The sequence below is a fragment of the Streptomyces sp. NPDC040545 genome, assembly GCF_055595065.1.
Genome location: NZ_JBVIWA010000032.1, coordinates 1 through 23,499, shown reverse-complemented (window position 1 = coordinate 23,499; position 23,499 = coordinate 1). Strand labels below are relative to the sequence as shown.

General features: G+C 72.3%; 25 protein-coding genes and 1 pseudogene. 19 read left to right on the top strand and 7 right to left on the bottom strand.

Going from position 1 to position 23,499, the window contains the following annotated elements; genetic code table 11:
* Positions 1–34 precede the first annotated feature (34 nt).
* Positions 35–187, bottom strand: a complete 153-nt coding sequence (locus tag ACZ573_RS36230) for a hypothetical protein (protein WP_471312776.1) — start codon at positions 185–187, stop codon at positions 35–37.
* A 197-nt stretch (positions 188–384) separates the two neighbouring features.
* On the opposite strand from ACZ573_RS36230, the gene ACZ573_RS36225 reads away from it, so the two are divergent.
* The 5 genes from ACZ573_RS36225 to ACZ573_RS36205 all read left to right on the top strand — a co-directional run bounded on the left by ACZ573_RS36225 (position 385) and on the right by ACZ573_RS36205 (position 4,372).
* Positions 385–1,362, top strand: a complete 978-nt coding sequence (locus ACZ573_RS36225) for a helix-turn-helix domain-containing protein (RefSeq protein WP_471312815.1) — start codon at positions 385–387, stop codon at positions 1,360–1,362.
* Positions 1,363–1,386: 24 nt separating this feature from the next.
* Positions 1,387–1,869 carry a DUF456 domain-containing protein gene (locus tag ACZ573_RS36220; RefSeq protein ID WP_471312774.1) on the top strand — a complete coding sequence of 161 codons (483 nt, stop codon included), beginning with the start codon at positions 1,387–1,389 and terminating at the stop codon, positions 1,867–1,869.
* A gap of 86 nt (positions 1,870–1,955) precedes the next feature.
* The gene (locus tag ACZ573_RS36215; RefSeq protein ID WP_471312773.1) at positions 1,956–2,141 is read left to right on the top strand and encodes a hypothetical protein; all 186 of its coding nucleotides are present in this window, start codon (positions 1,956–1,958) and stop codon (positions 2,139–2,141) included.
* A 402-nt stretch (positions 2,142–2,543) separates the two neighbouring features.
* Positions 2,544–3,947 carry a hypothetical protein gene (locus ACZ573_RS36210; RefSeq protein WP_471312771.1) on the top strand — a complete coding sequence of 468 codons (1,404 nt, stop codon included), beginning with the start codon at positions 2,544–2,546 and terminating at the stop codon, positions 3,945–3,947.
* A gap of 53 nt (positions 3,948–4,000) precedes the next feature.
* Positions 4,001–4,372, top strand: coding sequence for a PPOX class F420-dependent oxidoreductase (locus ACZ573_RS36205; protein WP_301365351.1), 372 nt, complete (start codon positions 4,001–4,003; stop codon positions 4,370–4,372).
* A gap of 653 nt (positions 4,373–5,025) precedes the next feature.
* Here the strand turns inward: ACZ573_RS36205 and rsgA are convergent.
* The 4 genes from rsgA to ACZ573_RS36185 all read right to left on the bottom strand — a co-directional run bounded on the left by rsgA (position 5,026) and on the right by ACZ573_RS36185 (position 9,154).
* Positions 5,026–6,141: a ribosome small subunit-dependent GTPase A gene (gene rsgA, locus ACZ573_RS36200; protein ID WP_471312768.1), complete on the bottom strand. Its 1,116-nt coding sequence runs from the start codon at positions 6,139–6,141 to the stop codon at positions 5,026–5,028.
* A gap of 261 nt (positions 6,142–6,402) precedes the next feature.
* On the bottom strand, positions 6,403–7,236 hold the full coding sequence (locus ACZ573_RS36195) for a DUF4097 family beta strand repeat-containing protein (RefSeq protein ID WP_471312766.1): 834 nt from the start codon (positions 7,234–7,236) through the stop codon (positions 6,403–6,405).
* Positions 7,233–7,889 carry a response regulator transcription factor gene (locus ACZ573_RS36190; protein ID WP_471312764.1) on the bottom strand — a complete coding sequence of 219 codons (657 nt, stop codon included), beginning with the start codon at positions 7,887–7,889 and terminating at the stop codon, positions 7,233–7,235. The genes ACZ573_RS36195 and ACZ573_RS36190 overlap by 4 nt, the downstream gene beginning before the upstream one ends.
* On the bottom strand, positions 7,877–9,154 hold the full coding sequence (locus ACZ573_RS36185; RefSeq protein ID WP_471312762.1) for a sensor histidine kinase: 1,278 nt from the start codon (positions 9,152–9,154) through the stop codon (positions 7,877–7,879). Before ACZ573_RS36185 ends, ACZ573_RS36190 begins: the two co-directional genes overlap by 13 nt.
* Positions 9,155–9,331: 177 nt before the next feature.
* Between ACZ573_RS36185 and ACZ573_RS36180 the strand changes: the two genes are divergently transcribed.
* Positions 9,332–9,799 carry a hypothetical protein gene (locus ACZ573_RS36180; protein ID WP_471312760.1) on the top strand — a complete coding sequence of 156 codons (468 nt, stop codon included), beginning with the start codon at positions 9,332–9,334 and terminating at the stop codon, positions 9,797–9,799.
* Positions 9,800–9,875: 76 nt separating this feature from the next.
* Positions 9,876–10,277 (top strand): VOC family protein, encoded by a 402-nt coding sequence (locus ACZ573_RS36175; protein ID WP_471312756.1) that lies wholly within the window; start codon positions 9,876–9,878, stop codon positions 10,275–10,277.
* On the opposite strand, the gene ACZ573_RS36170 is transcribed toward ACZ573_RS36175, so the two are convergent.
* A complete protein-coding gene (locus tag ACZ573_RS36170) occupies positions 10,208–10,945 on the bottom strand; it encodes a helix-turn-helix domain-containing protein (protein WP_471312755.1) in 738 nt (245 codons plus the stop codon). The genes ACZ573_RS36175 and ACZ573_RS36170 overlap by 70 nt on opposite strands.
* A 187-nt stretch (positions 10,946–11,132) precedes the next feature.
* Between ACZ573_RS36170 and ACZ573_RS36165 the strand changes: the two genes are divergently transcribed.
* Positions 11,133–11,966, top strand: a complete 834-nt coding sequence (locus ACZ573_RS36165) for a class I SAM-dependent methyltransferase (RefSeq protein WP_471312752.1) — start codon at positions 11,133–11,135, stop codon at positions 11,964–11,966.
* A 53-nt stretch (positions 11,967–12,019) separates the two neighbouring features.
* Here the strand turns inward: ACZ573_RS36165 and ACZ573_RS36160 are convergent, their stop codons facing one another.
* Positions 12,020–13,135, bottom strand: a complete 1,116-nt coding sequence (locus tag ACZ573_RS36160) for a YihY/virulence factor BrkB family protein (protein WP_471312750.1) — start codon at positions 13,133–13,135, stop codon at positions 12,020–12,022.
* A gap of 17 nt (positions 13,136–13,152) precedes the next feature.
* On the opposite strand from ACZ573_RS36160, the gene ACZ573_RS36155 reads away from it, so the two are divergent.
* The 11 genes and pseudogenes from ACZ573_RS36155 to ACZ573_RS36105 all read left to right on the top strand — a co-directional run.
* Complete coding sequence (locus tag ACZ573_RS36155; protein WP_471312748.1) at positions 13,153–14,796, top strand: acyl-CoA dehydrogenase family protein; 1,644 nt, start codon at positions 13,153–13,155, stop codon at positions 14,794–14,796.
* Between the two features lie 358 nt (positions 14,797–15,154).
* Positions 15,155–16,417, top strand: coding sequence for a GAF domain-containing protein (locus ACZ573_RS36150; RefSeq protein ID WP_471312813.1), 1,263 nt, complete (start codon positions 15,155–15,157; stop codon positions 16,415–16,417).
* Positions 16,418–16,422: 5 nt separating this feature from the next.
* A complete protein-coding gene (locus ACZ573_RS36145) occupies positions 16,423–16,986 on the top strand; it encodes a GNAT family N-acetyltransferase (RefSeq protein WP_471312745.1) in 564 nt (187 codons plus the stop codon).
* Positions 16,987–17,211: 225 nt separating this feature from the next.
* Complete coding sequence (locus ACZ573_RS36140) at positions 17,212–17,295, top strand: putative leader peptide (RefSeq protein WP_471312811.1); 84 nt, start codon at positions 17,212–17,214, stop codon at positions 17,293–17,295.
* A gap of 215 nt (positions 17,296–17,510) precedes the next feature.
* Positions 17,511–19,217, top strand: coding sequence for a nitrite/sulfite reductase (locus ACZ573_RS36135; protein ID WP_471312743.1), 1,707 nt, complete (start codon positions 17,511–17,513; stop codon positions 19,215–19,217).
* Complete coding sequence (locus tag ACZ573_RS36130; protein WP_390173573.1) at positions 19,214–19,402, top strand: hypothetical protein; 189 nt, start codon at positions 19,214–19,216, stop codon at positions 19,400–19,402. The genes ACZ573_RS36135 and ACZ573_RS36130 overlap by 4 nt, the downstream gene beginning before the upstream one ends.
* Positions 19,399–20,112: a phosphoadenylyl-sulfate reductase gene (locus ACZ573_RS36125; protein ID WP_471312741.1), complete on the top strand. Its 714-nt coding sequence runs from the start codon at positions 19,399–19,401 to the stop codon at positions 20,110–20,112. Before ACZ573_RS36130 ends, ACZ573_RS36125 begins: the two co-directional genes overlap by 4 nt.
* Positions 20,113–20,150: 38 nt before the next feature.
* Positions 20,151–20,696 (top strand): adenylyl-sulfate kinase, encoded by a 546-nt coding sequence (gene cysC, locus ACZ573_RS36120; protein WP_471312738.1) that lies wholly within the window; start codon positions 20,151–20,153, stop codon positions 20,694–20,696.
* Complete coding sequence (gene cysD / locus ACZ573_RS36115) at positions 20,693–21,631, top strand: sulfate adenylyltransferase subunit CysD (RefSeq protein WP_471312736.1); 939 nt, start codon at positions 20,693–20,695, stop codon at positions 21,629–21,631. The genes cysC and cysD overlap by 4 nt, the downstream gene beginning before the upstream one ends.
* 2 nt (positions 21,632–21,633) lie before the next feature.
* Positions 21,634–22,974 (top strand): sulfate adenylyltransferase subunit 1, encoded by a 1,341-nt coding sequence (locus ACZ573_RS36110; RefSeq protein WP_471312734.1) that lies wholly within the window; start codon positions 21,634–21,636, stop codon positions 22,972–22,974.
* Positions 22,975–23,188: 214 nt separating this feature from the next.
* A pseudogene (locus tag ACZ573_RS36105) lies at positions 23,189–23,499 on the top strand (sulfate ABC transporter substrate-binding protein); the annotation flags it as partial.

Here is a 23,499-nt window from a genome sequence, read left to right as displayed (position 1 = left end):
GTCCGGTGGACCCCTCGTATCGCACCCGTACAGCTCAGCGCACGTCGTACGCCCGCACGACCGTCTGGGTCACCGTCCCCGCTCCGGGCGTTCCGTCGGCCGGCTGCGCCGCCGTCGGGCCGATGGCGGTGACGGCCAGGACGGCCGCGGTGGCCGCCCCGAGTGCCGTACGCGATATCGGACGCATCGCTCTCCCCAGGTGAATTCCGGCCAACTGCTGCATTGCACGGCGAAGCGCCGCGTAAATGGCTTCTGGCCGGCGGATGTTGGTGCTGCGGTGGCGTCACCTTGGCAGAGTGGCATCGGGTGCGGCGATGATGTCCGCGGCGGGTTTGCGCCGTGGCCGCTTCCTGCCGGGCGCGTGTCGAAAGGTGGGTGGACGAGTTGCTGGGTGCCCTAGGCCTGGACGAGGGCCAGGAGTCGGCGTACCGCGCGCTGGTCGCGCTGGGGGCCGCGGAGGTACCCGATCTCGCGCACCGGCTGACACTGCCGGTGCCGCACACCGAACGGGCCCTGCGCCACCTGGAGCGGCACGGGCTGGCGGCTCAGTCCTCGGCCCGGCCCGGGCGCTGGGTGGCGGCCCCGCCGGGGGTGGCCCTCGGGGCGCTGCTGACCCAGCAGCGGCACGAGCTGGAGCAGGCGGAGCTGGCGGCGGCGCTGCTGGCCGAGGAGTACCGGGCGGAGGCGTCCGAACCGGCGGTGCACGACCTCGTGGAGGTGGTGCAGGGGGCGAGCGCGGTGGCGCACCGCTTCCACCAGATCCAGCTGGGCGCGGAGAAGGAGGTCTGCGCGCTGGTCACCGGCCGGCCGCAGGTGGTGACGGGGACCGACAACGAGGCGGAGGACCGGGCCTCCGTACGCGGGGTCGACTACCGGGTGGTCATCGAGCGGGAGGTACTGACCCTGCCGAGCGGGATCCGGGAGGCGTCGACGGCGCTGGCGCGCGGCGAGCGGATCCGGGTGACGGCGGAGGTCCCGACGAAGCTGGTGATCGCGGACCGGACGCTGGCCATGGTCCCGCTGACGGCCCGCGGGGCCGAGCCGGCGGCGCTGGTGGTGCACGCGTCGGGGCTGCTGGAGTCCCTGACCGGCCTGTTCGAGGCGGTGTGGCGGGAGTCGCTGCCGCTGCGGCTGGGGGCGGCCGGTTCGGCGGAGGAGGCCGGGGGCAGCCCCGACGCCACGGACCTGGAGATCCTCTCGCTGCTCCTGGCGGGCATGACGGACGCGAGCGTGGCGAAGCACCTGGAGCTGGGGCTGCGGACGGTGCAGCGGCGGGTCAAGGGCCTGATGGAGCTGTCAGGGGTGACGACGCGGCTGCAGCTGGGCTGGCACGCGTACGAGCGGGGCTGGGTGGCCCGATAGTCCCTGGTCGGTCACGCTGAGCGCATGGATCTGCCTCGGCTGCTGCTGGTGGGGCTGGTGCTGCTGCTCGGGGTGGTCGGTGTGCTGATCCCGGGTGTGCCGGGCACCTGGCTGGTGTGGGCGGGGCTGCTGTGGTGGGCGCTGCACGTGCGCTCGGCGACGGCGTGGTCCCTGCTGGTCGCGGCGACGGCCTTGCTGCTGGTGGTCCATGTGGTGAAGTGGCTGCTGCCGCCCCGGCATGTGCGGGGGCTGGGCATCACCACACGGATGGTGGTGTTCGCGGGGGCCGGGGCGCTCCTGGGCTTCGTCCTGGTGCCGGTGGTGGGGGCGGTACCGGGGTTCGTCGGGGGCATCTACCTGTGCGAGCGGCTCCGCCTGGGGACGCACGGCGAGGCCTGGGCGTCGGTGCGGGCGGTGATGCGGGCCGTGGGGACGAGCGTGCTGGTGGAGCTGTTCGCGTGCCTGCTGGTGGTGGGGGCGTGGGTGGGGGCGGCGGTGGCGGGGTAGGCGCCCGCCGGGCGCCGTCCCGGATGCGGCCCTCGCGATCGGTGGCTATGCTCTCGGCCCCTGACTCGATCAGTCGTGGAGCCGCCATGGGTACGTCCGTTCCGGGCACGCCGGCCTCCCCCGCCCGGCAGCTGTCGGCGGACGCCGGCGAGCCGGCCTGCCTGCTGCACCTCGTCTGCGACGCGTGCGGAGGCCTGGACACCGAACGCGACGCCGGGTGCTGCACCCGATGCGGCACCTCACGCGCCGACGGGAACCCGGTGGTCCCCTGAGGGCTGTCCCGAGACCGGTTCAGTCGATCGGCTTGCCGTTGTAACTGCCGTCGACGCAGATCCACGAACCCTGGGCCGATTCGTACTCGACCGATCCGCCGCCGTCCATGCACGTCTGCCCGTCGATGGTGGGCACGGCAGCTTGCGCGGCGGGGGCCGTGGAGCCAAGGCCAGCCATTATCACGGCAGCGATGACCCCGAGAAGGCGTGTACGTGTACGCATCAGGACCTCCGACAAGAGCGAGCGGCACGGTCGTCACCAGCCTCGCCCCCCACCGCGCCGAGGCGCGCACCCTGTTACTCCATTCGGGTGACGCCCGCATCCCCGTCATTGCACGGTAGGCACTCCCGGGGAGGCACACTCCAGGGGCGTTCACGCCCGTGTGGGAGCAGCCTGATGCCATGGAGACCAGACCCGCCGTGGTCGTGGAGCCACCGGATGACAACGGCTTGCGGAAGGTCGTGATCGACGGCAAACCCGCGGGCAAGGTGTGGAGCCACCACGAACTGCAGAAAGTCCTGCAACGCGCCCGCGTGGCACCCGATGCCGACATCGAATGGCGCGGCGGAAGCTGCATGGTGTGGCCAGCTCACAGCTGGGGACGACGCATCACCGGCACCGTAATGGCGGTCGGCTTCCTGACGACTGCGGTCATGTGCCTCTGGATAGGCATGAAGGACTCCCTCGACGCCCTCACCTTCGCCGGCCGGGTGACCGGATTCCTCTTCCTGTTCATGGCCGCAGTGGAATTGGTCGCTTTGGTTGCCGGTTTCGACTACTGGCGCAACCACAAGAAAAAGTACTCGGGTCCGGTGCTTCTCCTCGGAGCACTGATCGAATTCTTCGTCGGTTCGGTGCTGCTCCTGATGTACTTCGCCAACAGGGACAGGCCGTCCTACACGCTCTGCCTGCTGCTCTGGACAGGCATGGTGCTGTGCGCTTCTTGGTCTCTTCTGGTGCTCTGCCGCCGCCGGGTGTGGAAGGTGCTCCGCTATCCGGGGCGCATTGCGATCGGGGCGATCGTCTCCACCCTCCTCGTCATCACCAACCTGGCGTACACACAGATCTACCTTCCTTCCATGACCCGTCCACTGGTGCAGGGTTCGGCCGATATCGGAATGCCGAGCCTGAACAAGGACGGGACGAAGATGTACCTGCGGGTCCGGCTGACGCTCAAGAACTCCGGCGAGGTTCCGGTCCACATCCTCGGCAGCATCTACTGGATCCAGCTCAAGCTCGCGAGCGACCCGAAAGACAGGTACAAGCTGCTCAAACCCGGTGAGCTGGTCAAGCCGCCGGGGCGGGAGCTGAGTCCGCAAGAGGAAATTTCGGAGGATGTGGTCGTCGAGATCAAAGACCCCGGAAAGTCCGACTACGAAGCGGTCACCGCCCAGGTCGAGGCTTACGCGTTCAGGCAGGACCGGATGACCATAGATGCCGCCTACAAGGATTCCGGGGAGTGGCGCGGAAAGCTCAAGAAGGAAGGAAAGGACGACGACCCGCCAGGGCCCCCGCCAGCCAACAAGGAATACTTCAGGTATCAGTCTGCGATCTCCCAGAGCAGTGAGCTCCTGAATTTGACGCGAGGCCGGGAGCGCGTGACGGTCTGGTGGTTGTACCGCCGCCGGCCGGTCGTCTACGTGGATGTGGCGAGTCCGGATGACCGGAAGCGCTTCGACCTCATCCGCCCCACCGAGCAGAGGCGGGCTGTCGACCGATACGGTCTGGCATTCGTGCGCGGTTCCATGGCTCAGATGCCGTACACGGAACTCCTGAAGGAGGCCCAGGCCCACCGTCCGCGCTGACCTAGGTCCGCAGCCCGATGCGGGGACCGGCAGCGGCTGCGAGGGTGGGCGGTATGACGGACTTCAAGGGTTTCAGCGAGGCTGAACTGGCGTATCTGCGTTCCCAGCATCTGGGCCGCCTGGCCACGGTGGACGCGGCCGGGCAGCCGCAGGCGAACCCGGTGGGCTTCTTCCCGCAGGAGGACGGGACGATCCTGGTGGGCGGAATGGCGATGGGCACGACGAAGAAGTGGCGCAACCTGCACGGGAATCCCCGGCTGTCCCTGGTCGTGGACGACCTGGTGAGCGTCCGGCCGTGGCGGGTGCGCGGCATCGAGATCCGGGGCCGCGCCACGCTGGAGACGGGCCCGCACGAGCTGGGCCCCCATTTCAGCCCGGAGGTGATCCGGATCCATCCGGAACGCGTCCACGCGTGGGGGCTCTGACCGACCCCGGAGCGCGCTCCGCCGGTGTGCGGGGGCCGCGCATCCCCGTACGGCGCCCGGTGCTGACGCTCTGCTCAGGGGAGGAAGGGTGACAGTGAGGGGTCGGGGCTCATGACGCCTTGAGGGGGGAGTACCGGTGCCGATCCGGATCAGGGGCCGCGCCGTCGTCGATGCCGTGGGGAGTGCCGTTTCCACGGCCTCGCACGGCATGGCGCCACAGCGGCCGTCCGTGACCCGCTTACGTCTCACCTGCCTCTACGGCGGGGTGTTCATGCTGGCCGGGACGGCGCTGCCGGCCGTGGTCCACCTGCTCGCGGTGCAGGCCGTGAGCAGGGGCAATGATCCCGTCCTCGAAGTGCGTTCGGAGTACGCGATCGTACTGGCGCCCGCCGGCTGTCCGGGGTCACCGGACAGCGGGCCGGCCCCCTGTCCGGCCCCCGTGCGGCAGCGGCCCCAGGACTCGCTGGCGGCGTCCACCGCGCTCGTCCTGGCCGCTCTCGCCCCTCTGTCGGCCGCCGTGGGATACGTGACCGCCGGGTACGCCCTGTCGCCGCTCCGGCGGATCACCCACAGCGCCCGCCGAGGGCTGTCCCGGGCGGGGGCGGGGGCGGGGTCGGGGTCCCGGCCGACGGCACCCCGGCCCCTGCCGCGCCTCAGACCCGGCCGCCCCGCTTCGCAGCGTGGTTGGCCCGGCCCTCCGCCGACTTCAGGCGCCAGTCGCGGCGGATCTCCGACCGCAGCCGGGCATCCGTCTTGGCGACGATCCGCTGGTTCTCCCGCAGGAGTTTGCGGTAGCTCTCCAGGCGGCGGTCCGTGAGCTCGCCGGAGTCCAGCGCGGCCAGCACCGCGCAGCCCGGCTCCGCCTCGTGCGCGCAGTCGTGGAAGCGGCAGCGCTCCGCGTACTCCTCGATCTCCGAGAAGACCTGGCCGACCCCGGTCTCGGCGTCCCAGAGCCCGACGCCGCGCAGTCCGGGCGTGTCGATCAGGACGCCGCCGCCCGGCAGGGCGAGCAGGTTGCGCGTGGTGGTGGTGTGCCGGCCCTTGCCGTCGACCTCGCGGGCCGCCTGCACCTCCATGACCTCGGCGCCGAGCAGCGCGTTGGCCAGGGTGGACTTGCCGGCGCCCGAGACGCCGAGCAGCACGCTGGTGCCGTCGCCGACGATCGCGGCCAGCACGTCCGTACCCTCCCCGGTGAGGGAGGAGACGGTCAGCACCTGGACGCCCGGCGCGGTGGCCTCGACGTCCTGGACCAGGTGCCCGAGCGTCTCCGCGTCCGGGACCAGGTCCGCCTTGGTGAGGACGACCAGGGGCTGCGCCCCCGATTCCCAGGCCAGGGCCAGGAAGCGCTCGATGCGCCCGAGGTCCAGCTCGACGGCGAGGGAGACCGCGATGATGGCGTGGTCGACGTTGGCGGCGAGGATCTGCCCCTCGGAGCGCTGCGAGGAGGTGGACCGTACGAAGGCGGTCCGGCGCGGCAGGTACGCCTTCACGTAGCGGGGGTTGCCGTCCGCCTCGACGGCGGCCCAGTCCCCGGTGCAGATGACCCGGAGCGGGTCGTGCGGGGTGACGAAGGCGGTGTCGGCGCGGACGATGCCGTCCGCGGTCATGACGTCGCACTGGCCGCGGTCGACGCGTACGACGCGGCCGGGCAGGAGGCCCTGCTCGGCGTACGGGGCGAACTCGGCCTCCCATGCGTCGTCCCAGCCGAAGGGGGCGAGGGCGTGCGGGAGCGAGGTCTGCGGGAAGGACGGGAGAGCGGAGAAAGACAAGGGAAACCCTTCACAGGGTGGCCCCGGCCGCGGGCGCTCGCTCGGTGGCGGCGCGCGAAGAGGTGTGAGGTCAGCCGGAGACCACGGAAGTGACATTGATGGTCTTCTGAGTGCGGGCAGCGCCCTGCGCGATGACAGTCATCAACGAACTCACCTCCGGGTCCATGCACATGCTGGTCGTCCCCCACCGGTCGGCGGGAACTGATCCACCGTAACAAGCCCGGTCCCGCCGGGGCCACTTCTTTTTCCGGCAGCTTTGTTCTACGGCTCGGCGGGCGCCGCCCAGGGCCCGTCCGGGTACGCCGCTTGGGCGCGGCCGGCGCCCGCCTCGATGTCCAGGCTGCGGGGCGAGGAGGCGTCGCGCAGGGCGTCGGGCACGTCGCAGCGGCCGGCTCCGGCCTCGCAGCGGACCTTGAAGCGGGTGGCCGCGGGCACGGTGAGCGCCAGGCGGCCGGAGCCGACGCGGGCCGTGACCTCGTCGGGCGGGGTGACGAAGGTGGCGACGGCCCGCCCCGAGCCGACCCGGATTTCGGCCCGGTCCGAGGAGAGTCCGGTGGCGTGCAGGTGGCCCGAGCCGATCCTGGCGCGCAGGGCGCCGCGCAGCCCGGCGATCTCGACCTGGCCGGAGTCGGCCTCGGTGTCGACGGTGCCGCCCAGGCCGCTGAGCGCGATCCGGCCGGAACGGGTCGTCACCTTGACGGGGATGTCCACGGGTACGGTGACGGCCAGCCGGACCGAACAGCCGGCCCCGGCGGCGGGCCAGAAGTCTTCGCCGGAGCAGTGCGGGGTCAGCCGCAGGGTGTCGCCGAGCCGGCTCTCCTCGATGGTGGGCGCCTTGAAGGACCAGCTGACCGTGGCCCGGTAGCCGACCTGGCGGTCCCCGCGGGGGGTGACGGTGATGTCCGCGTCGCCTCCCACGATCTCCAGCGCGGTGACCGGGCGGCCGTCGCTGCCGCCGCTCAGGATGTCGCTGCGGGTGCTCCCCCAGGACCACACCTGCCAGGTGGCCGGTGCCACGACGAGGACCGCGCTGAGCAGGGCCGCGGTGATCCAGGCCTTGCGGTGCCTGCGGCGGGGCCCTTCGTCCGGGGTCACGGCGTGCGCTCCAGGAAGCGCAGGACCGCGAGGACCCGGCGGTGGTCGCCGTCGGCCGGCGGCAGGTCGAGCTTGGCGAAGATGCTGTTGATGTGTTTGGCCACCGCGCTCTCGCTCACGACGAGTTCGGCCGCGATCCCGGCGTTGGAGCGGCCCTCGGCCATCAGGGCCAATACCTCGCGTTCGCGCGGGGTGAGCCGGCCCAGCGGGTCCGGGCCGCCGCCGCGGCGCACCAGGAGCTGGGCGACGACCTGCGGGTCGAGGGCGGTACCGCCGGAGGCGACGCGGCGCAGGGCGTCGATGAACTCCTCGACGTCGGCGACCCGTTGCTTGAGCAGGTAGCCGATGCCGGCGCGGGTCTGGGTGGCCAGCAGATCGGCGGCGTAGCGTTCCTCCACGTACTGCGAGAGCAGCAGCACGGCCGTGGCGGGGCTCTCCTGGCGGATCATCAGGGCCGCCCGGACGCCCTCGTCGGTGAAGCCGGGCGGCATCCGCACGTCCACGAGGGCCAGTTCGGGGCGGTGTTCGCCGACGGCGGCGAGCAGACCCTCGGCGTCGCCGGTCTCGGCGACCACCTCGAATCCGGCCATTTCGAGGACTTTGACGAGTCCTATGCGCAGCAGGACGGAGTCCTCGGCGATCACAGCCCGCACGGCAGCTCCACGGTGATGACGGTCGGACCCCCGAGGGGGCTTTCGATCTTGATGGTTCCGTCGACGGACCCTACGCGTTTGCGCAGCCCCACCAGACCGGTGCCGCGGGCGGGATCGGCGCCGCCCACCCCGTCGTCGGTGACGGTGATCCGCAGCAGGTCTCCGCCGCGGCCGGGTCCGGCGGCCGCCGGACCGCGTACGACGTGCACCCGGCAGCGTTCCGCCCGGGCGTGCTTGGCCACGTTGGCCAGGGTCTCGGAGACCACGAAATAGGCGACGGCCTCCACGGTGGCCCCGGGCCGCTGCCCGATGTCCACGGTCAGCTCGACGGGGAACGGGGCCCGGGCGGCGATCCCGGAGAGCGCGGCGTCGAGTCCGCGGTCCTCCAGTACGGCCGGATGCAGGCCCCGTACCAGGCTGTTCAGCTCCTCGATGGCCTCCTTCGCCTCGCGGTGCGCCTCGTCGATGACCGCCTTGGCCTCGGCCGGCAGGTCGGGGAGGGTGGCGCGGGCGATGCCGAGGTTCATGGCCAGGGCGACGAGTCGCTGCTGGGCTCCGTCGTGCAGGTCCCGTTCGATCCGGCGGCGTTCGAGGTCGGCGGCGTCCAGCACCCCGGCCCGGCTCTCCGCGAGGTCCTCGACCCGCCGCTCCAGTTCGCGGGCCCGGTTCGGGCCGAGGAGGGCGGCCGCGGCGACGGCGTCCAGCCGGGCGAAGAGGGCGGCGAGCCAGGGCGCGGCGATCAGCAGCAGGACGCCGCCGCCGGTGATGGTGTCGTAGTCGTTGCCCCAGGCGGGAGTCCGGGTCTCCGTGGGCAGGATCCAGATCCAGCCGTAGACGCAGGTGGCGGCGACGCCGAAGGCCCAGGCGAGCACCACCAGCGCGCCGGCGACGGCCGCGAGCGGGCTGACCAGCAGGTGGTAGCCGTACTGCCGCCAGGTCGCCTCGGAGCGCATCCGCTTCACCAGTGCGCTCGGGGTGAACCGGCCGCCCTCCCGGGCGACCTTGGGCACTTCGAGGCCGAGCAGGGCCCGGAACCGGCTGCGTTGGAGCCGGGTGAGGAGCGGGCCGAGCAGCAGGATCAGCAGCGGCGGGATCGTGCCGGGCCCGGGCGCCGTGACGGTGCACGTGAGGCCGAGGAGCACGGGCAGGGCGGCCGGGACGGCCGCCGCGGTGAAGGCGGTGTTGCGCCAGGCCCATGCCGACCAGGGCGCGTGCGCCGTGATCCAGGTGTACGTACGCCTCGGCGCGTCCCCGCGAATTGCCATGCCCCGTACGCTAATCGCACTGATCAGGGGCCTGCCATCATGCGGGCACCCGCACGGGGGTGTACCTGGTGCCACCCCCGATCCGGATCATGGGGCTACTGATCCGGCGAGCCCGGCCGACGAGGCTGGTGGTGTGCCCGGGGGACGGACCGGCCGGGCCGGAAGGAGACCCTCGTCATGGCTTTCGTCGCCCCGCAGCCGCGCGCCTGGCGCACCGCCCGTACCCCTCGCACCGCCCGTATCCCTCGCGCCGCTCGCACGGCCCGCACCGTCCGCTCGCTCCGCACCCCCGGGACGGCGGCCGTACTCACCGGCGCCGGACTGGTGTTGCTGCCCTGGGTGGTGGTGCTGGCGAAGACGATGCCGCAGACCACCGAGGTCTCCCACTGGTCCACGGCGTGGATCGGCCTGGACCTGATGCTGGCCGCCGGGCTGACCGGGACCGGGGCGCTGCTGCGCAGCCGAGATCCCCGGGCGTCCCCGGTCGCGGCGGCGACGGCCGCGCTGCTGGTGATGGACGCCTGGTTCGACGTCACGACCTCGGCCGGGACCGGCGGCCAGGGGATGGCGCTGCTGCTGGCGGCGGGCGCGGAGCTGCCGTTGGCGGTCGCCTGCGCGGTGGTGGCGGCGCGCCGGCCGCGCTGACGGCGGCCCTTGACACGGCGCGGCCGGTGTCCGATTCGTTCAAGACGGACGCCCGGTGCCCGCCTAGCCTGCTGGTATGACTCCTCGACTCGACCTGATCGGCATGGTGGTCTCCGACATGGCTGCCTCGCTCGCCTTCTACCGCCGCCTCGGGCTGGAGATCCCGGCCGAGGCCGACGGCCTGCCGCACGTGGAGGCCGTCCTGCCCGGGGGCCTGCGGATCGCGTGGGACACGGAGGACACCGTCCGCTCCTTCGACCCGTCATGGACCCCGCCCACCGGTGACGGCCGCCGGGACCTGGCCTTCCTGTGCGACTCCCCCGCCGAGGTGGACGCGCTCTACGCCGAACTGACCGCCGCCGGGCACAGCGGACACCTGAAGCCCTGGGACGCCTTCTGGGGCCAGCGCTACGCCGTCGTCCTCGACCCGGACGGCTGCGGGGTCTCGCTCTTCGCCCCGTCGGCTCCGGCGGCATAGGCCCGCAGGGTCGTCCCGGCCAGCGCCCGCACCTCGCGCGAGAGGTGCGCCTGGTCGGCGTACCCGGCGACCGCGGCGACCGCGGCGTACGGCAGGCCCGCGCGGGCCAGGGCCAGGGCGCGGCGCAGCCGCAGGATGCGGCCGAGCGTCCGGGGGCCGTACCCGAAGGCGTCGAGCGAGCGCCGGTGCAGCTGCCGCTCCCCGAGGCCGACGGCGCGGGCGATGGCGGCCACCGCCTCCCCCGCGCGGAGCCGGGCCGCGACCTCGGCGGCCAGCGGGTCGGGCGCCCCCGCATCGGCGGCGCGGGCACGGGCCAGCGCTTCGAGTCCCGCACGCGCGTCCCCGTACCCCTCGACCAGCCCGGACGCCCGGCGTGCGGCGCGGGCGGGCCAGAGGTCGGCCAGCTCGGCGCGCCGGTCCCGCAGTGCGTGCGCCGGTACGCCGATCAGCGCGGGCGCGGTGCCGGGCGCGAGCCGGATCCCGGCGAAGACACCGCCGGGGACCTCCCCGGCCGGATGCGGCCCGGTGTCGGGTCCGGCCACCAGCAGCCGCCCCTCCACCCAGAGCAGGTCCATGCAGCCGTCGGGGAGCACCACCGCGCCGCCGCGCGCGGTGGCGCGCCACAGCACGGCTCCGGGGACGGCCGCGGACACGGCTTCCTCGTACACCACTCCAGGTTAAGGACCGGGCGGCTCTTTCGGATCAGGGCCGGCTCTTTCGGATCAGGCCCGGCGCGCCTCGGTGGGGCGGGAGGGTGCCGGTGGAGGATCGGTGGGGCGGCGGATGCGGCCGATGCGGGCCGCATCCGCCGCGTCCGCGGCATCCCCTTTCCCCGCCCCGTGAAGAGGTCCGGACGTGAACCTGCCCGACGACGACCCGCCGCCGCGTCCCGACGGGGCGGCCGGCGGCCGCTACGGCGAGGCGGTGTTCCGGCCGGAGCTGGCGGGCGAGGACGACCGCATCGACCTCGGCGCGCTCGCCTACGACGACTTCACGCTGGCACGGCTGCGCGCGCTGGGCGCCGGGCCGGGCTGGCGCTGCCTGGACGTGGGCGCGGGAACGGGTACGGTCGCCCGGCTCCTCCTGGACCGGGCCGGGGTCTCGGAGGTCCTCGCCGTGGACCGGGACACGGCCTTCCTCAGGGCACATCCGGCACCCGGGCTCACTCCGCTGGAGGCGGACGTCACCGCCCTGGACTTCAGCCCGGGACGGTTCCAGCTGGTGCACGCCCGGTTCGTGCTGATGCACCTGCGGAACTGGCCGCGGATGATCGGCAAGCTCGCCTCCCTGGTCGCCCCGGGCGGTGTCCTGGTCCTCGGCGACGCGGTCGACCTGACCACCCCGGCCGCGCCGGCGACCACGTACGGCCGGGTGATGCGGGCGATGTGGCAGGGGCTCGGGGACAGCCTGGGCACGGACGTCTCCTGGGTACCGGGCTATCCCGAGCACCTGCGGGAGGCCGGTCTGCTGTCCGTGGGGGCCGAGATCCTCGTCCCCCCGCTGCTGCCCGGCAGCCCCATCAGCCGGTTCTGGGCCGGTACGTGGGAGCGCGCGCGGGGGCCGATGACGGCCACCGGGCTGGTCGACGACGCGGAGATCGACGCGGCGATCCGCTACCTGGAGTCACCGGAGTGCGCCGCACTCTCTCCCGGCCTGCTCACCGCCTGGGGTGTGAAGGGCCCGGCCTGACCGGGAAGACAATCCCCAGAGGGGTGTCCGCCCCGGTGTCCGGCCCGGTGGGCTCAGTGCTTGCGCAGCCGGGAGTGGTAGTCCTCGGGCGGCAGGAACTTCGACCACCGCTCCGGGAACTCCGACGGCATCGCGTCGTCCTCGTCGTCCTCCGACTCGCCCTCCGACATCGCCCGCCAGGCGGCGGCCCGCGCGATCAGCTGGGCGGCCTCCGCCTCCCGGGCCCGCTCGTTCGCCTCGCGCGCCGCCGCCGTGGCCACGGAGGGCCAGACGCGGTCGATCGCGGCGTTGACGGCGGCCCCGACGAGCACCGCGAAGGCCGAGATGCCGATCCACAGGAGTACGGCCACGGGCGCGGCCAGTGATCCGTAGATCGTCGGTCCCTCCACCGTGTTGGTGAGGTAGATCCGCAGCAGGAACGAGCCCAGCACCCACATGGCGAGGGCCACAAGCGCCCCCGGCACGTCCTCGATCCACGGCGAGCGCACGGGTACGGACACGTGGTAGAGCGTCGTGAGGAAGACGATGGACAGCAAGGTCACGGTCGGCCAGTACAGGACCGCGATCACTTCGGTGCCCCAGGGCACCAGCCGGACGACCGCGTCCGGCCCCACCACCATCAGCGGCAGCACGATCGCGCCGATCAGCAGGGCGATGACGTAGAGCAGGAAGGCCAGCAGCCGGGTCTTGACGATGCCGCGCTGGCCGTCGAGCCCGTACATCACGGTGATGGTGTCGATGAAGACGTTCACGGCGCGCGATCCGGACCACAGGGCGAAGGCGAAGCCGAGCGAGATCAGGTCGGGGCGCCCGCGCCCGGTGACGTCGTCGAGCAGGGGCCGCGCGATGTCGTTGACGCCGCGGTCGGACAGGACCGTGCCGACCGCCGCCAGGATGTTCTCCTCGATGCTTTCGACCGTGCGGGTGTCCGTCCAGCCGTCCACGTAGCCGAGCAGACCCAGCAGGCCCAGGAAGAGCGGGGGCAGCGAGAGCAGCGTGAAGAACGCCGCCTCGGCCGCGAGCCCGAGGATCCGGTACTCGATGCACGAGTTGACGGTGTCCTTCAGCAGCAGCCAGCCCATCTTCCGCATCGAGACGTTGCGGTAAAGGGCACGGGCCCGGTGGAGCCGTCCTGGGATCCGCTCGGGTGTTTCTTTTGCTGGCTGCACGTCCTTACGGTATCCGCATGGCAGCCACCACCCACACAGTCAGCAACCAGGCCCCTCCCCTGGTGGGGTACGACGTCTACGGCGGCGATCGGGCCCTCACCGAGGGCGTCGAGCGTCACCTGGCGTCCGCGGATCCCGAACTCCTCGGCGAGGTACGGCAGGAGCTCACCGACCTCGGGCACGCGGCCGGTTCCGCGCAGGCCCAGGAATGGGGTGTGCAGTCGAACGAGAATCCGCCCAAGCTGCGGACGCACGACCGGTACGGGAACCGGATCGACGAGGTCGATTTCCACCCGTCCTGGCACCGGCTGCTCGGGCACGCCGTGACGTCCGGGCTCACCGACGCCTGGGGGCGTCCGGCCGGGCATCTGCGCCGGGCCGCCGGGTTCTTCATCTGGTCGCAGGCCGAGGCGGGGCACGGCTGCCCGGTCTCGATGACGCACGCCGCCGTGCCGGCGCTGCGCACCGATCCGGTGCTCGCCGCCGAATGGGAGCCGCGGCTGACCTCGCACGTGTACGAGCAGGGACTGCGGCCGGCCGCCGAGAAGGGCGGTGTGCTCTTCGGCATGGGGATGACGGAGAAGCAGGGCGGCAGCGACGTACGGGCGAACACGACGGCCGCGGTGCCGCTGGACGCGTCCGGCGAGTACCTGCTGACCGGGCACAAGTGGTTCTGCTCGGCACCGATGTGCGACGGCTTCCTGGTGCTGGCGCAGGCCCCGGGCGGCCTGACGTGCTTCCTGGTGCCGCGGGTCCTGCCGGACGGGACGCGCAACGTCTTCGCGATCCAGCGGCTGAAGGACAAGCTGGGCAACAAGTCGAACGCGTCGAGCGAGGTGGAATTCGACGGGACCTGGGCGCGGCGCGTCGGTGAGGAGGGCCGCGGGGTGCGGACCATCATCGAGATGGTCGCGGCGACCCGGCTGGACTGCGTGATCGGCTCGGCCTCGCTGATGCGGCAGGCCCTGACCCAGGCCGTGCACCACGCGGAGCACCGCTCTGCTTTCGGAGCACCGCTCATCGACCAGCCGCTGATGCGCAACGTGCTCGCCGACCTCGCCCTGGAGTCGGAGGCCGCCACCACCTTGACCCTGCGCCTGGCGGGCGCCAACGACGCCGGGACGGAGCAGGAGAAGGCCTTCCTGCGCCTCGCCGTGCCCGCCGCCAAGTACTGGGTGACCAAGCGCTGTACGCCGATGGTGGCGGAGGCCCTGGAATGTCTGGGGGGCAACGGCTACGTAGAGGAGTCGGGGCTGCCCAGACTGCTGCGCGAATCCCCGCTGAACTCCATCTGGGAGGGCTCGGGCAACGTGCAGGCGCTGGACGTACTGCGCGCCCTCCAGCGCGAACCGCACGCACTGAACGCCTTCCTCCAGGAGGTCGGCCTGGCCCGGGGCGCGGACCACCGGCTGGATTCGGCCATCAAGGACCTGCTGACGGATCTCGCCGATCTGGACGGGATCGAGGCACGGGCCCGCCGGGTCGTCGAGCGCATGGCGCTGGTGCTCCAGGGATCGCTGCTGGTGCGGTGGGCCCCGCCGGAGGTCGCGGACGCCTTCTGCGCCTCGCGGCTGGGCGGTGACTGGGGCGCGGCCTTCGGCACGCTGCCGCACACGCTCGACCTGCGGTCGGTGGTGGAACGGGCGCGGATCCAGGGCTAGGAGAGAGCCCCCGTCGGGCTCCACGGCGGTCCCCAAACCGCTCCCAGCCGGGATCCGGGCCCGTCGACCGGGTACAGGGGTGGCGCCGCGCCGACTCGGCACCACCCCTGATCCGAAGCCCCGAGGAGGAGCCTGCACGCCGCTCTGCGGCGTCCGGACAGTTTCGGTCGGCCGACCGGGACTTGGCGAGAGTTGCATACCGTTGCAACCTTTGAGTCGGCAGCCGTCCGTCGGGGTGCCTGGGGAAGCGGTACGCGCAAGCCGCCCGGGCGGCTTGCGTCGTACGTCCTGTTCGCACGGGGAGGTTCCGGTGGCCGACACCACAGGCAGCACGGTCGATGTGGCACGCATCTCGGCCATGGACGCGCGGGCCGCGGCACGTCTGCTCAAGGGCGTGCGGGCGGCGGCGCTGGCCGGGGACCACCCGCCGGCCGCGCCCCGGCCGGAGATCGCGGAGTCCTGGCGCCGGATGCTGGCCGGCGGGGTGCACCCGGACCGGGACGCGCGCTCGCGGATGCTGTCGGCCGCCGAGACCGAGGAGCGGAGGCACGTGTCACCGCTGCGGGAGATCCTGCCGGTGCTGCGCGAGGGGCTGCTGCCCGCCCTGGACGAGGCCCTGCACATCATGGTCGTCGCCGACGCGGACGGGCGGCTGCTGTGGCGGGAGGGCCACTCCTCCATCCTGCGCAAGGCGGACCGGCTCGGCTTCGCGGTCGGGGCCGACTGGGACGAGGCCGTCGTCGGTACGAACGGGGTGGGCACCGCCCTCGTGGCCCGGCGCCCGGTGCAGGTGTTCTCGGCCGAGCACTTCGTCTCCAGCCACCACGACTGGACCTGCGCCGGGGCGCCCGTACGGGACCCGCGCGACGGGCGGCTGCTGGGCGTGGTCGACGTCAGCGGTCCGCTGGCCACCATGCACCCGGCGACGCTGGCGTGGGTGAGTTCGGTGGCCCGGCTCGCGGAGCGGGAGCTGCGGCTGCGGCACCTGGAGTCGCTGGAGCGGCTGCGGACGGTGGCGGCCCCGCTGCTGGCCCGGCTGCCGGGACGGGCGCTGGCCGTGGACCCGAACGGCTGGACGGCGGCGGTGACGGGCCTGGCCCCGGCGGAGCGGATCCCGCTGCCGAAGGCCTTCGGGCCGGGCCGGGTGTGGGTACCGCGGCTCGGGGAGTGCGTGGTGGAGCCGCTGCCCGGCGGCTGGCTGCTGCGGGTCACCCAGGACCGTCACGGCACGGCGGCGACCCGGATCGTCCTGGACCTCAGCCGGGCGGGATGCTGGTCGGCGACGGTGTACGGCCCCTCCGGGAGCTGGTCGCAGGAGCTGAGCCCGCGCCACGCGGAGCTGCTGTTCCTGCTGACCGAGAGCCCGCGGGGGCGCTCGGCGGCGGAGCTGGCCGGGGAGCTGTTCGGGGATCCGACGCGCACGGTGACGGTCCGCGCGGAGCTGTCCCGCGTACGCCGCCACCTCGCGGGCGTCCTCGCCCACCGGCCGTACCGCTTCGCGGAGGACGTGGAGGTGGAGCTGATCCGGCCCGAGGACCCGGCCGCGCTGCTCCCGCACTCGACCGCGCCCGCGGTGGTCCGGGCCCGCCTGGGCCGGACCGGGCCCGGCATGATTCCCTGAGCTGCATGAGCACCATCACTCTCACCACATGGGCGCTGGAGATGACCTCTCCGGCGGACCTCGTCCCGGCGGCTCCGGCGGGCCCGGAGATATCCATCGCACGGGCGGAGGTCCCCTCCCCCGAGTTCAGCCGCTTCCTGTACGCCTCCGTGGGCGGTGACATCCACTGGACGGACCGGCTCTCCCTGACCCGCGCGCAGTGGGTGGAGCAGCTGGAGCGGCCGGGGGTGGAGACGTGGGTCGCGTACGACCGGGGCACGCCGGCCGGGTACGTGGAGCTCGACCCGCAGGACGACGGCGTGGTGGAGATCATGTACTTCGGCCTCCTCCCCGACTTCCGCGGCCGCCGCATCGGCGGGCACCTGCTGTCGGTGGGTGTCGCCCGGGCGTGGTCCCTCGCGGAGCGGTGGCCGGACCGGGAGCCGACCCGGCGGGTGTGGGTGCACACGTGCAGCCAGGACGGGCCGACGGCGATGAGCAACTACGAGCGGCGCGGCTTCAAGGTCTTCAAGACGGAGACGGAAGAGAAGGAAGAGACCCCGCCCCCCGGCCCGTGGCCCGGCGCGTAGCCCCTCCGGGGGCCGGTCGGCAGAACCGCCGCGCCTCGATCGCCGGCGGGGCTCGATTTCAGCCCCGCCGGTGACTGAGGCGCGGGGTCCGGGGCGGAGCCCCGGGCCCGGCGGAGCCGGCTTCGACGCGTGACCCCTGTCACATCGTCCCATTGTTCGAGACGAGTTCGTCCGAATCGTGGACAGTAGTGGACTCCTCCAATCGGCACATGACACGCTTCCGCCATGAATGGAGCTGGGATTGCCTTGGTGAGTCGGCGGCACGTCGACCTCGGCCGCATGTCCAGCGCCATCTGTCCGCCGCGCTGACGGAACCAGCCACGCCGCACATCGCCGTCGTCCCCGCCGCCGCGGACGCGCCGATCACCCGCCAGCCCCCTGAGGCCGTAGTACCGCCCTGCCCGCCGGCAACCCCGGCGCGTAGCGGGAATCAGCCACACCCGCTCGGAGCCGCCGAGCCCGCAGGGGAGCGCCGCCGCCTCCCCCTGCCCTTGCCTCGAGCCGCCGAAGAAGGACGTACCGCCATGGCCGCCACCCCCGAAACGCCCGCAGCCGCACCCGCAGCCGCCGCGCGCCGCAAGACCGGCCGTCACCGCGGCGAGGGCCAGTGGGCCGTCGGACACCACACGCCCCTCAACGGCAACGAGCAGTTCAAGAAGGACGACGACGGTCTCAACGTGCGGACACGCATCGAGACGATCTACTCCAAGCGCGGCTTCGACTCGATCGACCCCAACGACCTGCGCGGCCGTATGCGCTGGTGGGGCCTCTACACCCAGCGCAAGCCCGGGATCGACGGCGGCAAGACCGCGATCCTGGAGCCGGAGGAGCTGGACGACGAGTACTTCATGCTGCGCGTCCGCATCGACGGCGGCCGGCTGACCACCGAGCAGCTCCGCGTGATCGGCGAGATCTCGGAGGAGTTCGCGCGCGGCACCGCCGACCTCACCGACCGCCAGAACGTGCAGTACCACTGGATCCGGATCGAGGACGTCCCGGAGATCTGGCGCCGGCTGGAGGCCGTGGGCCTGTCCACCACCGAGGCCTGCGGTGACACGCCCCGCGTCATCCTCGGTTCGCCCGTCGCCGGCATCGCCCAGGACGAGATCATCGACGGCACGCCCGCCATCGACGAGATCTACCGCCGCATCGTGGGCAACAAGGACTTCTCCAACCTGCCCCGCAAGTTCAAGTCCGCGGTCTCCGGCTCGCCGCTGCTCGACGTGGCGCACGAGATCAACGACATCGCGTTCGTGGGCGTGGAGCACCCCGAGCACGGCCCCGGCTTCGACGTCTGGGTCGGCGGCGGGCTGTCCACCAACCCCAAGCTGGGTGTGCGCCTGGGCACCTGGGTCTCGCTGGACGAGGTTCCGGACGTCTACGAGGGCGTCATCTCGATCTTCCGCGACTACGGCTACCGCCGGCTGCGCAACCGCGCCCGCCTGAAGTTCCTCGTCGCCGACTGGGGCCCGGCCAAGTTCCGCCAGGTCCTGGAGGACGAGTACCTGAAGCGCAAGCTGACCGACGGCCCGGCGCCCGCGCAGCCGAGCGGCCAGTGGCGCGACCACGTGGGCGTCCACCAGCAGAAGGACGGCAAGTTCTACGTCGGCTTCGCGCCCCGCGTGGGCCGCGTGGACGGTGCCACCCTGACCAAGATCGCGGATGTGGCCCAGCAGCACGGCTCCGGCCGCCTGCGGACCACCGCAGAGCAGAAGATGATCGTGCTCGACATCGAGGCCGACCAGGTCGACTCGGTGGTCGGGGCGCTGGAGGCGCTGGACCTGCGGGTCAAGCCGTCCCCGTTCCGCCGCGGCACGATGGCCTGCACCGGCATCGAGTTCTGCAAGCTGGCCATCGTCGAGACCAAGGCGCGCGGCGCCTCGCTGATCGACGAACTGGAGCGCCGCCTGCCGGACTTCGCCGAGCCGCTCACCATCAACATCAACGGCTGCCCGAACGCCTGCGCCCGTATCCAGGTGGCGGACATCGGTCTCAAGGGGCAGCTGGTCCTGGACGACGACGGCAACCAGGTGGAGGGCTACCAGGTCCACCTGGGCGGCGCCCTCGGCCTGGAGGCCGGCTTCGGCCGCAAGGTCCGCGGCCTCAAGGTCACCTCGGCCGGTCTGCCCGACTACGTCGAGCGGGTCGTCAAGCACTACGAGGAGCAGCGCGAGGAGGGCGAGCGCTTCGCGGCGTGGGTCGCCCGCGCGGACGAGAAGAGCCTCTCGTGAGCGAGCGCGCCGCACCGTTCTACTGCCCCTACTGCGGCGACGAGGACCTGTTTCCCAACGAGACGGGTCACGGCGCGTGGGAATGCAGGGCCTGCAACCGAGCCTTCCAGCTGAAGTACCTCGGGCTGCTGGCCCGGGGCGTTCGGTCGGATTCAGCGGGATCAGCGGGAGGGGACGGGATATGACCACCACTCAAGACGTGCGTCTCACGGCCGGGGAACTCAAGGAGCTGGCCGAGCGGGCGGGCCGGGACCTGGAGGACGCCTCGGCGCTGGACATCCTGCGCTGGGCGGTCGACACGTTCGGCAAGGAGTTCGCCGTGACGTCCTCCATGGAGGACGCGGTCGTCGCCCATCTGGCCTCGCGGGTCCTGCCCGGTGTGGACGTGGTCTTCCTCGACACGGGCTACCACTTCGAGGAGACCATCGGTACCCGTGACGCGGTCGAGGCCGTGATGGACGTCAGCGTCATCACGCTGACGCCGCGCCAGACGGTGGCCGAGCAGGACGCCCAGTACGGGCCGAAGCTGCACGACCGGGACCCCGACCTGTGCTGCGCGCTGCGCAAGGTCAAGCCGCTGGAAGAGGGCCTGACCGCGTACACCGCCTGGGCGACGGGTCTGCGCCGCGACGAGTCCCCGACCCGGGCGAACACCCCGGTGGTCGGCTGGGACGAGAAGCGGCAGAAGGTCAAGGTCTCCCCGATCGCCCGCTGGACGCAGGACGACGTGGACGCGTACGTCGCCGAGCACGGCGTACTCACCAACCCGCTGCTGACGGACGGTTACGCCTCCGTCGGCTGCGCCCCCTGCACCCGCCGCGTGGTGGAGGGCGAGGACGCGCGGGCCGGCCGGTGGGCCGGACGGGGCAAGACCGAGTGCGGGCTGCACGGCTGATGACGACGACCGGCGAAGAACTTACGGAGACAGAGCAGATGAGCGTGAGCGACCAGGGCGCCACCGTGTGGCTGACCGGGCTGCCGAGCGCGGGCAAGACCACGATCGCCTACGCGCTGGCCGGGCGGCTGCGCGCCGAGGGCCACCGTGTGGAGGTGCTGGACGGGGACGAGATCCGCGAGTTCCTCTCCGCGGGCCTGGGCTTCACCCGCGAGGACCGGCACACCAACGTGCAGCGGATCGGCTTCGTCGCCGAGCTCCTCGCGTCCAACGGGGTCAAGGCGCTGGTGCCGGTGATCGCACCGTTCGCCGACAGCCGTGAGGCCGTCCGGGGGCGGCACGCCGCCGGGGGCACCTCGTACCTGGAGGTCCACGTGGCCACCCCGGTCGAGGTCTGCTCCGAGCGTGACGTCAAGGGCCTGTACGCCAAGCAGGCGGCGGGCGAGATCTCCGGTCTGACCGGGGTCGACGACCCGTACGAGGCTCCGGAATCCCCGGACCTGCGTATCGAGTCGCACACGCAGACCGTGCAGGAGTCGGCTTCGGCCCTGCACGCGCTGCTCACCGAGAGGGGTCTGGCATGACGACGACCGTCGCACACGTCCACGACGAGACGGATGCGCCCTACGCGCTGTCGCACCTGGACGCCCTCGAGTCGGAGGCCGTGCACATCTTCCGCGAGGTGGCGGGCGAGTTCGAGAAGCCGGTGATCCTCTTCTCCGGCGGCAAGGACTCCATCGTCATGCTGCACCTGGCGCTGAAGGCGTTCGCGCCGGCGCCGGTGCCGTTCACGCTGCTGCACGTCGACACGGGCCACAACTTCCCCGAGGTGCTGGAGTACCGCGACCGTACGGTCGCCAAGCACGGCCTGCGCCTGCACGTGGCCTCCGTCCAGGAGTACATCGACGCGGGCAAGCTGCGCGAGCGCCCCGACGGCACCCGCAACCCGCTGCAGACCGTGCCGCTGACCGAGGCGATCCAGAGCCTGAAGTTCGACGCCGTCTTCGGCGGCGGACGCCGCGACGAGGAGAAGGCCCGCGCCAAGGAGCGGGTGTTCAGCCTCCGCGACGAGTTCTCGCAGTGGGACCCGCGCCGCCAGCGCCCCGAGCTGTGGCAGCTCTACAACGGCCGCCACGCCCCCGGCGAGCACGTGCGCGTCTTCCCGCTCTCGAACTGGACCGAGCTGGACGTCTGGCAGTACATCGCCCGCGAGGGCATCGAGCTGCCGGAGATCTACTTCGCCCACGAGCGCGAGGTGTTCCTGCGGGGCGGCATGTGGCTGACGGCCGGCGAGTGGGGCGGCCCGAAGGAGAGCGAGACGCCCGAGACGCGTCTCATCCGCTACCGGACCGTCGGTGACATGTCCTGCACCGGCGCCGTCGACTCCGACGCCGTCACGCTGGACGCCGTGATCGCCGAGATCGCCGTCTCCCGCCTCACCGAGCGGGGCGCGACCCGCGCCGACGACAAGATGTCCGAGGCCGCGATGGAAGACCGCAAGCGCGAAGGGTACTTCTAGACATGACCAGCACCACCGAGCAGTTCGCCGACGTGTCGGCGACCACGCTGCTGCGCTTCGCGACCGCCGGTTCCGTCGACGACGGCAAGTCCACCCTGGTGGGCCGCCTGCTGCACGACTCCAAGTCGGTCCTGACCGACCAGATGGAGGCCGTCGAGGCCGTCTCCGCCCAGCGCGGCCAGGACGCCCCCGACCTCGCGCTGCTGACCGACGGGCTGCGGGCCGAGCGGGAGCAGGGCATCACCATCGACGTCGCGTACCGCTACTTCGCCACCGCGCGCCGCCGGTTCATCCTCGCGGACACCCCCGGGCACGTGCAGTACACCCGGAACATGGTCACCGGCGCCTCCACCGCCGACCTGGCCGTGGTCCTCGTCGACGCCCGCAACGGCGTCATCGAGCAGACCCGCCGGCACGCGGCCGTGGCCGCGCTGCTGCGCGTCCCGCACGTGGTCCTGGCCGTCAACAAGATGGACCTGGTGGGCTACCAGGAGTCGGTCTTCGCGGCCATCGCCGAGGAGTTCACCGCGTACGCCTCGGACCTGGGCGTCCCGGAGATCACCGCGATCCCGATCTCGGCCCTGGCCGGTGACAACGTGGTGGAGCCCTCCGCCAACATGGACTGGTACGGCGGCCCCACGGTGCTGGAGCACCTGGAGACCGTCCCGGTCAGCCACGACCTCACCGCCTGCCCGGCGCGTTTCCCGGTCCAGTACGTGATCCGTCCGCAGTCCGCCGAGCACCCCGACTACCGCGGCTACGCGGGCCAGATCGCCTCCGGCGTGCTGCGCGTCGGCGAGGCCGTGACGGTCCTGCCGTCCGGCCGGACCTCGGTCATCGAGGGCATCGACGCGCTCGGCGAGAGCGTCGACATCGCCTGGGCCCCGCAGTCGGTGACCCTGCGGCTGAAGGACGACATCGACATCTCGCGCGGCGACCTGATCGCGCCGTCCGCGAACGCCCCGGCCACCACGCAGGACGTCGAGGCGACGGTCTGCCACGTGGCCGACCAGCCCCTCTCGGTCGGCGCCCGGGTGCTGATCAAGCACACGACGCGCACGGTCAAGGCGATCGTCAAGGAGATCCCCTCGCGGCTGACCCTGGACGACCTGTCCCAGCACCCGGACCCCGGGCAGCTGGTGGCCAACGACATCGGCCGTGTCGTCGTACGCACCGCCGAGCCGCTCGCGCTCGACGCGTACGCCGACTCCCGCCGCACCGGGTCCTTCCTGCTGATCGACCCGGCCGACGGCACGACGCTGGCGGCCGGCATGGCGGGCGAGTCCTTCGCCTCCAAGGCCGAGACGACCGTTCAGGCCGACGAGGAAGGCTGGGACTTCTAGCCATGCTCCCCGACATCTTCTCCAGCTTCGCGAAGGAGGGCGGCCGCGTAGGCAGCGGCGCCCTCGGCAGCGGCCAGGGAGGGGTTGCGCGATGTGCGCGATGACGTACGCGCACCGCACGCGCGCCCACACCCCCCACCGGCCGTATCCGCCATTGCTCCACGAACGAAGACGCGCGTCATGAGATGACGCCGTCACGAGAGGAAGTCCTCCCGTGCCTGCCACCGCCAGCACCCGCACCGCCCTCCGCCGCGGCATCGTCGCCGCCGCCGCCCTGCCGCTCCTGATCGGTGCGCTCGCTTCCTGCGGCTACGGCTCCGAGGCCGAGAAGGACGAGCCGAAGGCCGCCGACGCGGCCGATGCGGGCAAGAAGCTGTCCGCCTCCGAGGTCCGTATCGGGTACTTCCCCAACCTGACGCACGCCACCGCGCTGGTCGGCCTCCAGGAAGGCCTGATCGAGAAGGAACTGAGCGGCACCAAGATCAAGCCGCAGTCCTTCAACGCCGGCCCGTCCGAGATCGAAGC